We start from the raw sequence: 11,453 nt of genomic DNA, 5'->3' as shown, positions 1-11,453 counted from the left end.
TTGATAACCCTTTTAGAAAAAGAGGTGTAATATGCATCCAAAACAGATATGTACTGATGTTCAATCGATGGGAGCGAAGCTTGTACTTGATGGAAATGATTTATACATTGAGAACCATGAAAAGATTGCTCCTGAAGTTGAAACGGTTATTAAAGAATACAAGCTACGGATTATTAAATATTTGCAAGGTAATTATTCAGAACAAGATCATGCGGTAAAACAAACGATAGATAAAATTATTAATTTTTTTATCGGTGTTGAGCAAGACATGAATCCAAAAATAAATGATTGGTTCAATCATGATGAAGCTGCTGCGAGGTTGATCATGGAATTAACATTAAATTTCTCACTTAATGGCTGGTTATATGTAAAAGAATCTGTGGCCAATTATGAAAATAAATTAACGGACGAGCTTTCACAAGAAATATTCAATCGTGCAATGTCGCACTTTAGGAAGGGGAAATAAATGCCAGCAATTCATTATCGATACTCAGAAAAAGAGTTGAAAGAAATCCTAGATACATTAGAAATCATGGTGGATACAAGGGAACAGAAAAACCAACACGTACTTGATTATTTCCGTAAAAAGGATGTTAAATTCAGACTTAGAAAAATTGATACGGCCGATTATTCAGCAGTAATTCCTAAGAATCCTGAGATGGGCATTACACGAGATATTTATCTTTGCGCCGGAGTAGAACGGAAAAATGGTGTAGATGAATTGGTTCAATCGATTAAAGACCGTACGCGATTTGAAAATGAATTGATTCGCGCTGCTAAACATCCATTTGTTTTACTTGTGGAAGATTTAAAAGGCTATCAAAAAATATTAAAAGGTGAGTATATAAGTCAATACAAACCAGAAGCGTTACTTGGTAGTTTAAAAACATTTGAAGTGAGATATGGCTTTTCAACAGTATTTATTGAGCCTGCTACAACCGGTAATTACATATATCATCATTTCTTATATATGGCTCGTGAATATCTGAAGAAGGGCGTCATATAAATAATGATTTATTCTCGTGAAGAACAAGAAACGATTATTAATTAGGGGGATTTATCAATGGCAAAAGTACAACTTAATCAAAAGGAACAACATTATGCAGATACACGTGAAGAAGCGGAGGAAATTATTTCAGCTGCTAAAGAAAATGACAACCTTCAAATGCACAAAATCGCAGAAAAATATAACAAATACGGTCAGTATTTCTTGATTGATTTAACTTTCGCTTATCAAACTCCTAAAGAAGTAATGGAGAGTCGTCCACAAAATGATGATGTTCCAGAAGGACAAATGAGTTTTGAAGAGCCGCATGAAGGTATGGAATACAACGTTAAACAGGATGGAACAACGGAAGTTGCTCCTGGTCAGTTGAAAATTGTTGATGAAGAAACGATTGCTGAATAAATTTTTGATGATAAATAAAAAGAGCGCTTTTCAAGGCGCTCTCTGACCAAAACTAATTATGAAATGAAATGAATTTTGAATACCTTTTCAATATTAAGGTATGACAAAACTGATTCGTTGGTGAAGCCGATATAAAAAAGAGCACTCGTTTACGGTGCTCTAAAGATAGAAGGTAACTAATTCTGTGAACATAACGAACTTACTAACAATGTATGTTGTATGTAAAAAATAAGAACAACAAAGAACAGTTTGATGTATTAACTGCTTTTTGTGATACAACCTGGGTAAAAAGCAGATTGTAATGTATTTAGTATTAGCGAAATATTAAATTTTATTAATTTTTTTAACAAAGTCCTTATTTAGTAACAAATAAAGAGCACCATAAAAGGTGCTCAACGACTAATTCTGAGCGGATCATGATTATTCTATGTACGTTTCTAATATATGTGCAGTTTTGTATAAAATCGTTAATTGAATACAGTCGACACGTTTCGACATAGAAATGAACATCAGAATTATAGTAATTTAAAGTTATATTTCTTTCTTAATACAAATAGATGTACAAGTGTTAAAACGTCTTAGAAAGGGAAAGGGACATGTTTTATGAGATTTAGAGTTTCTTAGTAGAAAGTAGGTGAATCGTCATTTGTTTAACTGGCTGAAGGTATATCAAGAATTAGAACAGGATATTGCGTATCTAGATTACAACTTAGACAAAACAAAAGCTGAATTAAAACGCTGGGTCAGTGGTGATTTGCGAGAAGTACGTTTAACTGCTGAATCGGAAGGTGCAAAAGTAGAAGAACGTATTGAAGCAATTGAATATGAATTAGCGCATAAAATGAATGATATGTATAAACTGAAAAAATTAATTAATACGTTCAAAGGATTGGAACATAGAATTGCATATTTCAAGTATGTGGAAGGCATGACATTGGAAAAGGTTGCTGAAGAACTTAACTACAGTCCACAGTATATTTATAACAAGCATGCTGCCATGCGAGAGAAGGTTGAGTATTCAAATAGAACTTAACATTTACTTAAGGTAAGGTATCATTATACAAACCATTGAAAATATCGATTATAGTAATAACATAAGAAATTGACGAAAGGGCAACTGGTGCACGGTTGCTCTTTTTAATAGTTTATTGTAGGAATATACGTTCTGCCTATGTTACAATTATATTGGTTTATAATTCCAATATTAATTGTAGAAAGGGTTGTTGCATAGGTGAGTAATTTAGATCAAACTATTAACAAATTCAAAGCATATTTGGGTGAAGATGCTGAGGAAAAAATGTTACGAGAAAAGTTTAACAAATTCCAATCTGTTTTCCATAAAATGCATAAAGAGTTAAATACGGCAGAGAAAAGCTCTTTTAACGCTAGTTGGATACTGGATACGAAGTTTGTAGAAGTTGAAGGTGTTAAGCTGGAATTGCATCTTAATAAAGAAACAAATGTAATTGAGGTTAGTAAGAAAGACGAATCGGGTTCTACTAAATTAGATGAAATTGTCTTAAAAGAAAACGAATTGTTTTGCGTAGGACGTGGAGTAAATTTCACAGAAGATGTATTCAATGAGTTTTTAAAAGAAGTCTTTGTAGAAATACTAGGTTAATAAGCAGTTACTAGAAGCATTCCTTATGGAGTGCTTTTTATTATGCAAAAATTACATAGGTGGTGTTGAGTAAATGATTACTGAAATTAGAAAAACAATATCAGGCACAGAGTATTGGGATAACAAAGAAAAGCGAAGCCTATTTGTACCAACTGGTGAAGAACCAGGATTCGAAGTAACTGTTAATCCTGAGAGTATGATCTTGGGCATGGACTTATCAAGTGAACCAGATACTACAGTAGTGACAGTACCCTTTAATGATATGACAGTTAAACAGTTACGTGAGTATGCTGATGAGTTAGGCATCGTGATTCCAGCCGATGTTAAAAAGAAAGAGGACATCATTGAATTACTATCATGAAGTACTGTGACTTTAACGGCTGCCGTAACAAGATAAGCAAAGGGCGTTATTGTGAAGAGCATAAGCGCAACAAACCAAGGAAGAAGAAAGATAAGAAGAACATCTACCATCATGAGAACAAACCATTCTATCGCACTGATGCATGGAAGTATGTAAGGTCAAAGGTATACGAAAGAGAGAATGGCTGCTGTCAACGATGTGGAAGGTTCGTCTTTGGCCGAAGTGCTCATGTTCATCATGTAATACCAATTAAAGAAGATGAAACACTTAAATTAGAAGAGAATAACTTAAGGTTACTTTGTCCAGTTTGTCATACAATCGAAGAAAATGAAGATAAACCCAAAAAAGTTTTTCCGAGTTATTTCGGAAGCCCCCCTATCAAAAATTAAAATTTGTCCTCTGGGAAGGATAGGTAGCGTAGGGGGCATTTCTATCGTTAGACAAGATTTTTAAAAAATAAAGGGGGGTGTGAAATGTCTACGAAAAAAGAGCGTCAAAAAATTGTTGCCGATAAAACAGAAGCTGAAAAAAATCGGATATTAAAAATCATGCGTGATGCAGATATTTACACCCTTACTTTAGATCCATTAATTGAATCGTATTTAGATATTTTCGAAGTTTATATGACGATGTTTATCGAATGGAAAGAGAAAGGATTTCCACCTACTCAGCGTCACACTAATAAGGCAGGAGCTACAAATAATTCAAAGCATCCATTGGCGCAGCAAGTAGAAACTTGGGCTGATAAAAAAACAAAAGCATTAGATTTGTTAGGGCTTACTAATAAGGCTAAACCAGGTAAATATGTTACTGGTGGTTCTACTGTTGGAAAAAATGAAGAGATTGAAAAGCCTAAAGCAAAGGTTAGTGAATTAGATAAACATCGTGCAAAATGGCGTGGTGCAAAATGATTGAACGTGGCGTTAACTATGCAGATATTTATGCAAAACAAGTAAGAAAGAATCCTAAAAAATATCCCGATACTATCAAAGCAATGATAGATCGTTATTATAAATGGAAAAAGCGTAAAGATATTTGGTTCGATGTGGACCGTGCTAATGAAATGATGGATTGGGTTGAAACATTTGTCCGTCATACTAAAGGTGATATGGCAGGAAAACCTTTTATTCTTGAGGATTGGGAAAAATTCGCTTATTCATGGATTTATGGATGGGTTCATGAGAATGAAAAAGGGCAAATTGTCCGCGTTACTCGGGAAGCTTACATTCAGGTTCCTAAGAAGAATGGTAAAACTTTAATCGGTGTTGGTGCTCTTGGTTATGCGATGTACGGTGAAGGAGTACTCAGTGCCGATTGTTATTGTTGTGCGAGCGATTTTAACCAGGCTCAATATGCAGCAAAGCCATTTGCAGCAACAATTATGAACCATGATGTATTAATGGATTGCTCACACATTTATAAAGGGCCAAAAGGTACCATTTCCAGTGTGACGTATGATTATATTCGCGATGATTTAGCTTATCAGAACCAATTCATTGTTATGAGTAAGAACATTCAATCCATTGAGGGTTCCAATCCACACTTTATCTTAAACGATGAGCTTCATGCTCAAGAAAATATGGATCAATACGATAACTTTAAATCAGCACAGGTTTCTCGTGCTGAGCCGATTATGTTTAATATATCAACGGCTGGTAAAGGTTCTTCATCGGTTGGTATGCGAGTCTATCGTGAAGCAAAAGAAGTATTGAAACGTGATGATAATGACTCAAGTTTCGTAATGATATACGAACCTAACAAGAATTATGACTGGACAGACCGTAATGTTTGGGCAATGGTTAATCCAAATATCGGTGTGTCTGTTACGATGAGTGCGCTTGAAACAGAATTTATCTCAGCATCACGTTCAGCGCATAAAAAAGCCGAATTTCTTTCTAAACATTTGAATGTATTCGTAAATGGAGCAGAAAACTTCTTTGAACAAGGACAAGTTGAGCATGTTCTTGTGGAAGACCTGGGGGATTTAACAGGTGAAACGTGCTATATCGGTTTAGATTTATCGAAAACAACCGATTTAACATGTGTAAGCTTAAATTTCCCTAATGCTGGTTATACCGAAGATGGAAAGTCAATTTTAAAGGTTAAACAAATGTATTTCGTACCAACTGAAGATATTGAACATCGTGAAAAAGAAGATAACGTTCCATATACTGATATGGCTGAGCGTGGCTTTGTTACTTTTTGTGATGGAAAGATGATAAATCAGGACCAGGTTATGGATTATATTGTGGAATGTTTAAACTTGTATGATGTACAACAAATAAACTACGATCCAGCCATGTCTCAAAAGTTAATTGAAAAACTTGAGAATCTTGGTATTGAATGTATTTCTGTAAGTCAGTTTCCTAACGTTATGAATGCAATGATGGATGATTCAGAAATACTCATTTATGAAAAACGTATAATGACCGATAATCCTTTGTTTGTTTATTGCGCTCTTAACGTTGTAGTTGTAACAAATATCAATGGAATGAAAGCCCCAAGTAAGCGACAGTCCAAAAAGAAGATTGATGGCTTTGTTGCTTTTTTATGTGCTCATAAAGAAACAATGATGGTTATGGATAGCATAACTGAAGAAGGAATGGATGAACTGATTGGTGATATTTATCGTTAGAGAGGTGGTGAGAAATTGGGTTTAAGGGATAGGTTTTCAAATTATTTATTTAAAAAGGCTGAAAAGCGTGGTTACCTTGATGATGTTTTAGGAAAGAGCATTCGTTATGGTGGCGTATATGTTACGGATTCAAACATCTTACAATCTAGTGATGTTTACGAGTTGTTGCAAGACATCAGTAATCAAATGGTACTGGCTGATATTGTTGTGGAAGATGAATTTGGAAATGAAATCAAAGATGATATTGCACTTCAAATATTAAGGAATCCGAACAATTATCTTACACAATCGGAATTCATTAAATTAATGACGAATACTTATTTACTCGAAGGCGAAACATTCCCAATATTAAATGGTGCTCAAATTCATTTAGCTTCAAATGTTTTCACAGAGTTAGATGATAATTTGATAGAGCACTTTAATATTGGCGGTCACGAAATTCCTCCATTTATGATTCGTCATGTGAAAAATATTGGCGCAGATCATTTAAGAGGAAAAGGTCTTCTTGATTTGGGAAGAGATACACTCGAGGGCGTTATGTCAGCTGAGAAAACTTTAACTGACAAATATAAAAAGGGTGGACTATTAGCATTCCTGTTAAATTTGGATGCTCATATCAATCCGCAGAATGGTGCACAGTCAAAGTTAATCAATGCAATTTTAGATCAATTAGAATCAATTGATGAATCTAGGTCTGTAAAAATGATTCCTCTTGGAAAAGGGTACTCAATTGATACGCTTAAAAGCCCGCTAGACGATGAAAAGACCTTAGCATACCTAAATGTATATAAAAAGGATTTAGGTAAGTATTTAGGCATAAATGTGGATACATACACAGAGCTAATCAAAGAAGATATTGAGAAAGCAATGATGTATATCCATAACAAAGCAGTTAGACCAATAATGAAAAATTTCGAAGACCATTTGAGTCTTCTTTTTTATGGTCAAAATTCGGGGAGACGAATTAAATTCAAGATTAATATTCTTGATTTTGTTACTTATAGCAACAAGACAAATATCGGTTATAACCTTGTGCGTACAGCTATTACTTCACCTGATAATGTCGCTGATATGCTTGGATTCCCTAAACAGAATACACCAGAGTCACAAGCTATATACATTTCAAATGATGTAACTGAAATCGGTAAGAAAGATGCGGTAGATGGTTCATTGAGAGGAGGTGAAGAGAATGAAAATTGAGGTCCGGGGGAATCAAGTTATTCTTGATGGATATGTGAATGTTGTGGACAGAGAAAGTCGAATGTTGCCTTCTCCGAGGGGATATTTCAAAGAGAGAATTGTGCCTAAGACGTTTGAAAAAGCCTTAAAGAAAGCAAAGAATGTGGACTTGCTGTTTAACCACAATAAGAATAGAAATCTTGGCTCTATTGAAAATGGAAATCTGGAATTGTATGAAGACAATATTGGTTTAAGAGCCATTGCTACAGTTACAGATGAACAAGTGATTGAAAAGGCAAGAAACAAAGAATTGCGTGGTTGGTCATTTGGATTTGTTGCCGAAAAGGATTCCTGGGAAGAGGGCGAAGCTGGTGTTCAAAAACGATCTATTGAAGAATTAGAACTCTTAGAAGTTTCTATTTTGGATATGACACCAGCCTACGTTGCGACTTCCATTGAAACCAGGGGTGAAAATACAGCCATGATTGAAATGAGAAGTGAAGCAGCAGTTGTAAAAACGGTTGTGGAAGATGATACAGAAGAAAGAAATAACATTATTAAACAAATAAAAAAAGTCCTGGAGGAAAATTAACATGAATTTAAAAGAAATCTTAAAAGCATCTCAAGCACGAAATAAAGCTCTATTAGCAGAATTACAAGGGAAAGTAGAGAAGGATGAAGTTCGTTCAGAAGAATTAGCAGCAGTTAAGGCTGAAGTAGAAGCATTAACGAAAGAAGCGAAAACCCTTGCTGATGAAATTGCGAAATTAGAAGAGGAAGAAAAAGAAGAAGATCCAGACAAAAAGAAAGATGATAATCCAGAGAAAAAAGAAGATCCGGCAGCAAAAGAAAATCCGGATACTAAAACGGAACTTTCAGAAGAACAACGTTCAGCTATTTCAGCATCTATCGCAACCGCCCTTTCTACTAAAGGTCATAAATCTACTAAAAACAAAGAAAAGGAAACTCGCTCAGCTTTTGCTAACTACATTGTAGGTAACATTGATGAAACGGAAGCGCGTGCGTTAGGTTTAGTTACGGGTAATGGTTCTGTTACGATTCCAGATTTCTTAAGTAAAGAAATTATTACGTATGCTCAGGAAGAAAACTTCTTACGCCGATTAGGAACAGGAGTAAAAACAAAAGAAAATATTAAGTATCCTGTATTAGTTAAAAAGGCAGAAGCTCAAGGTCATAAAACTGAGCGAACAAATAATGAAATCCCAGAAACAGATATTGAGTTCGATGAAATTGAATTATCACCAACGGAATTTGATGCGCTTGCTACTGTAACGAAAAAATTATTAGCACGTACAGGTTTACCGATTGAACAAATCGTTATGGACGAGTTGAAAAAAGCCTATGTTCGTAAAGAAACTCAATATATGGTTAATGGTGATGAAGCTAATAACATCAATGATGGTGCATTAGCAAAGAAAGCTGTTGAGTTTAAAACAGATGAAAAAAATCTTTATGATGCATTAGTAAAAATGAAAAATACACCTGTTAAAGAAGTACGTAAAAAAGCACGATGGGTATTAAATACAGCAGCGTTAACAAAAATTGAAACTATGAAAACAGATGACGGTTTCCCATTACTTCGTCCGTTTAATCAAGCGGAAGGTGGAATTGGTTATACGTTATTAGGCTTCCCTGTTGAGGAAGAAGATGCAATTGACATTGCAGGTGAACCAGATACACCAGTTTTCTACTTTGGTGACTTTTCTAAATTCTATATTCAAGATGTTATTGGCTCATTAGAAGTACAAAAATTAGTTGAGTTATTCTCACGTACAAACCGTGTAGGTTTCCGTATTTGGAATCTATTAGATGCACAACTGATTCATTCACCATTTGAAAATCCAGTTTACAAGTATGTTTTAAAAGAAACAACTGGAGCTTAATATGGATGAATTAATTGAGAGATTAAAATCTCATATTCATTGGGAAGAGGGTATGGATGGTTCTATGCTCTCTTTTTATATTAAGCAAGGTCAACGATATGTAAAAAAAGCATGTGGAAGAGAAGTAGAATACTTGGTCATTATGTGTGCTGGTATTTTTTATGAATATCGTGTAGCTGAAAAAGAATTAGAACAAGCTTTGGATGCTTTGACACCATTCTTTGTCCAGGAGGTTTATGATGCCGAAGAGGAAGACGAATAAACTCAAATGGATGGGTGATTTACTCAAATTAGGAGAGACGATTGATCCAGTAACAGACCGTGTTGTTATGGGATATCCATTAGAACGGAAAATTCGATATAACAACATTGGAGTTACGGCCACTGATAAATTCACAACAAAAGATACGAATGAAATTGTAAAGAAAATTGAAGTTCGTATTGATCGTGACATTGAAAACAATCAAAAGGATTACCGTGTAAAAGTTGGTGGCCGTATTTACAATATTGAACGCATTTATGTAAAAGAAGAAGACCGGTTGATGGAGGTGTCACTGTCTTATGCAAATTAATTTTGAGCAGTTACGAGATATCATGAAGAAGTCAGGCATTCCAGTTTATCGTGATAGTGCACCCACAACAGCAAGCTATCCTTATATTGTGTATGAATTTGTGAATGAGCAGCATAAACGTGCATCATCAAAAGTTATAAAGTCAATGCCGCTTTATCAGATTGCAGTTATCACAGATGGTACTGAAAAAGACTATGAGCCATTAAAGGTTGTTTTTAACGATGCAGGCGTGTCTTACTCTCAATTTGATGGAATGGGTTATGATGAGAACGACGACACCATAACGCAGTTTATAACATATGTGAGGTGTGTGAATTAATGGCAGCTAACAACAATGGTTTTGCTGATGCTTTGGAAGATATTAATACGTTGCTTAGAGTTAATAAACAAGTAGAAAAGAAGTTTTTAGAAGAAGCAGCAGAGTATTTCATAAGCAAGTTAAAACCAAAAATTAAATTATCCAATAAGAACAAGCAAACGCATTTAAAAGAAAGTTTGAAGGTTGTTGTGAAAAATGATCGTGTATCTGTGGAATTCGAAGATGAAGCTTGGTATTGGTATCTATACGAAAATGGTCATAAAAAAGTAAATGGCAAAGGTCGTGTGAAAGGAAAACACTTTGTACAGAATACCTTTGATGCAGAAGGCGACAAGATAGCAGAAATCTTAGCTCAAAAAATAGTAGATAAAATGGGAGGATGATAGAAATGGCAGCAACAAAAGAAAAAGAACTATTGTATCCAGTAGGTATTGAGTCATTGTATATTGCTATGATGGAAGGCGGTAAAGATACGAAAGCTCAGATTCCTACTTATGATAAAGAAATCTATCAAATGGATAATATCGTTGAGATTGGTATTGCTGGTAATAGTACAGTAACTCAAAAGTGGGCATCTAATAAATTATTCGTTAATGCAAGTAAAAACTCAAAGTATACATTATCTTTAAGTCATGTAGCTTTACCACAAATCGTTAAAGATGCAATTTACGGTTATCTTGCTGAAAAAGGTGTTGTATTCAATAAAGCAACGTTAAAAGAGTTTCCAATGTTTGCAGTTGGTTTTGTAGCCCCTTTAAGTGACGGTTCACGTATCGGCCGTTGGTATCCTCGTGTACAAGTTACACCAGGTGAAGAGAAATTTACTACCACAACGGAAGAAGCAGAAATTCAAGATCAAGCGTTAGCTATGGAAGCTACTCCTTTGCTATTCAATGATGTAACAGAAGTAGACTTTTCAGAAGCTCGTTCTTCAGCAACAGGTATTACTGTTGAAGATTTCATGAAACAAGTAATCTGTGATAAATCGCAATTAGCAGAATTAGGTGGAACTACAGGACAATAGGAGGGATATTATGGCACGTTTAAGTGATTTAGTTAACGTTGAAATAAATTTAAATAAAATCAAAATACAGGGCGTTGATATCCCTGTCATTTTTACATTTGAATCATTTCCTCATGTGGAAGAATCTTACGGGAAGCCGTATCATGAGTTTGAAAAAGAAATGAATACTATGATGGCAAAAGGAGAATTCAGTTTAGGAGAAAACGAAGCAAAACTGATGCGCTCGTTGATTTATGCAATGGTACGTAGCGGTGGAACAGAGTGTACACCGACTGAAATTAAAAATGCCATTCCACTTTATGATGTACCTGGTATTTTCGAAGTGGTATTCGAAATTTTTCAAGGGCAAAACTTCCAACACTCTGATATGGAGAAGTTGAAGAAAGAAAAAAAGTAAAGAACATACTGAATGAAAATGAAGAATCTCAGT

The 11,453-nt window shown here is 34.8% G+C and carries 18 protein-coding genes; all 18 read left to right on the top strand.

What is annotated here, in order from left to right; all coding sequences use genetic code 11:
• Nucleotides 1-31 precede the first annotated feature (31 nt).
• Nucleotides 32-466, top strand: a complete 435-nt coding sequence (locus JDS95_RS11260; protein WP_199690505.1) for a hypothetical protein — start codon at nucleotides 32-34, stop codon at nucleotides 464-466.
• Nucleotides 467-1,006 carry an ERCC4 domain-containing protein gene (locus JDS95_RS11255; protein ID WP_061531698.1) on the top strand — a complete coding sequence of 180 codons (540 nt, stop codon included), beginning with the start codon at nucleotides 467-469 and terminating at the stop codon, nucleotides 1,004-1,006.
• 57 nt (nucleotides 1,007-1,063) lie between these two features.
• A complete protein-coding gene (locus JDS95_RS11250) occupies nucleotides 1,064-1,408 on the top strand; it encodes an organic solvent tolerance protein OstA (protein ID WP_199690504.1) in 345 nt (114 codons plus the stop codon).
• 646 nt (nucleotides 1,409-2,054) lie between these two features.
• The gene (locus JDS95_RS11245) at nucleotides 2,055-2,441 is read left to right on the top strand and encodes a hypothetical protein (RefSeq protein WP_199690503.1); all 387 of its coding nucleotides are present in this window, start codon (nucleotides 2,055-2,057) and stop codon (nucleotides 2,439-2,441) included.
• Nucleotides 2,442-2,639: 198 nt separating this feature from the next.
• Nucleotides 2,640-3,029, top strand: coding sequence for a DUF3942 family protein (locus JDS95_RS11240; RefSeq protein ID WP_199690502.1), 390 nt, complete (start codon nucleotides 2,640-2,642; stop codon nucleotides 3,027-3,029).
• 73 nt (nucleotides 3,030-3,102) lie between these two features.
• Nucleotides 3,103-3,390, top strand: a complete 288-nt coding sequence (locus tag JDS95_RS11235) for a hypothetical protein (protein ID WP_199690501.1) — start codon at nucleotides 3,103-3,105, stop codon at nucleotides 3,388-3,390.
• Nucleotides 3,387-3,779, top strand: coding sequence for an HNH endonuclease (locus tag JDS95_RS11230; protein WP_199690500.1), 393 nt, complete (start codon nucleotides 3,387-3,389; stop codon nucleotides 3,777-3,779). The genes JDS95_RS11235 and JDS95_RS11230 overlap by 4 nt, the downstream gene beginning before the upstream one ends.
• A gap of 84 nt (nucleotides 3,780-3,863) precedes the next feature.
• Nucleotides 3,864-4,301, top strand: coding sequence for a P27 family phage terminase small subunit (locus JDS95_RS11225; RefSeq protein WP_199690499.1), 438 nt, complete (start codon nucleotides 3,864-3,866; stop codon nucleotides 4,299-4,301).
• Complete coding sequence (locus JDS95_RS11220; protein ID WP_199690498.1) at nucleotides 4,298-6,025, top strand: terminase large subunit; 1,728 nt, start codon at nucleotides 4,298-4,300, stop codon at nucleotides 6,023-6,025. Before JDS95_RS11225 ends, JDS95_RS11220 begins: the two co-directional genes overlap by 4 nt.
• A gap of 15 nt (nucleotides 6,026-6,040) precedes the next feature.
• Nucleotides 6,041-7,225, top strand: coding sequence for a phage portal protein (locus tag JDS95_RS11215; protein WP_199690497.1), 1,185 nt, complete (start codon nucleotides 6,041-6,043; stop codon nucleotides 7,223-7,225).
• Entirely contained in the window at nucleotides 7,215-7,796 is a 582-nt protein-coding gene (locus tag JDS95_RS11210) for an HK97 family phage prohead protease (protein WP_199690496.1), read from the top strand. The genes JDS95_RS11215 and JDS95_RS11210 overlap by 11 nt, the downstream gene beginning before the upstream one ends.
• A 1-nt stretch (nucleotide 7,797) precedes the next feature.
• Nucleotides 7,798-9,108 carry a phage major capsid protein gene (locus JDS95_RS11205; protein WP_199690495.1) on the top strand — a complete coding sequence of 437 codons (1,311 nt, stop codon included), beginning with the start codon at nucleotides 7,798-7,800 and terminating at the stop codon, nucleotides 9,106-9,108.
• Between the two features lies 1 nt (nucleotide 9,109).
• Complete coding sequence (locus JDS95_RS11200; RefSeq protein WP_199690494.1) at nucleotides 9,110-9,370, top strand: head-tail connector protein; 261 nt, start codon at nucleotides 9,110-9,112, stop codon at nucleotides 9,368-9,370.
• Nucleotides 9,348-9,680 (top strand): hypothetical protein, encoded by a 333-nt coding sequence (locus JDS95_RS11195; protein ID WP_133059571.1) that lies wholly within the window; start codon nucleotides 9,348-9,350, stop codon nucleotides 9,678-9,680. The genes JDS95_RS11200 and JDS95_RS11195 overlap by 23 nt, the downstream gene beginning before the upstream one ends.
• The gene (locus JDS95_RS11190; RefSeq protein WP_199690493.1) at nucleotides 9,670-9,999 is read left to right on the top strand and encodes a hypothetical protein; all 330 of its coding nucleotides are present in this window, start codon (nucleotides 9,670-9,672) and stop codon (nucleotides 9,997-9,999) included. Before JDS95_RS11195 ends, JDS95_RS11190 begins: the two co-directional genes overlap by 11 nt.
• Nucleotides 9,999-10,382 carry an HK97-gp10 family putative phage morphogenesis protein gene (locus JDS95_RS11185; RefSeq protein ID WP_199690492.1) on the top strand — a complete coding sequence of 128 codons (384 nt, stop codon included), beginning with the start codon at nucleotides 9,999-10,001 and terminating at the stop codon, nucleotides 10,380-10,382. The genes JDS95_RS11190 and JDS95_RS11185 overlap by 1 nt, the downstream gene beginning before the upstream one ends.
• A gap of 5 nt (nucleotides 10,383-10,387) precedes the next feature.
• Nucleotides 10,388-11,023: a major tail protein gene (locus JDS95_RS11180; protein ID WP_199690491.1), complete on the top strand. Its 636-nt coding sequence runs from the start codon at nucleotides 10,388-10,390 to the stop codon at nucleotides 11,021-11,023.
• A 10-nt stretch (nucleotides 11,024-11,033) separates the two neighbouring features.
• A complete protein-coding gene (locus tag JDS95_RS11175) occupies nucleotides 11,034-11,420 on the top strand; it encodes a hypothetical protein (protein ID WP_199690490.1) in 387 nt (128 codons plus the stop codon).
• The last annotated feature ends 33 nt before the right edge of the window (nucleotides 11,421-11,453 follow it).

The organism is Bacillus cereus group sp. N24, from assembly GCF_016483345.1.
GTDB lineage: Bacteria > Bacillota > Bacilli > Bacillales > Bacillaceae_G > Bacillus_A > Bacillus_A toyonensis.
The sequence above is the reverse complement of the archived record's forward strand: the minus strand, read 5'-3'. Positions and strand labels throughout refer to the sequence as shown.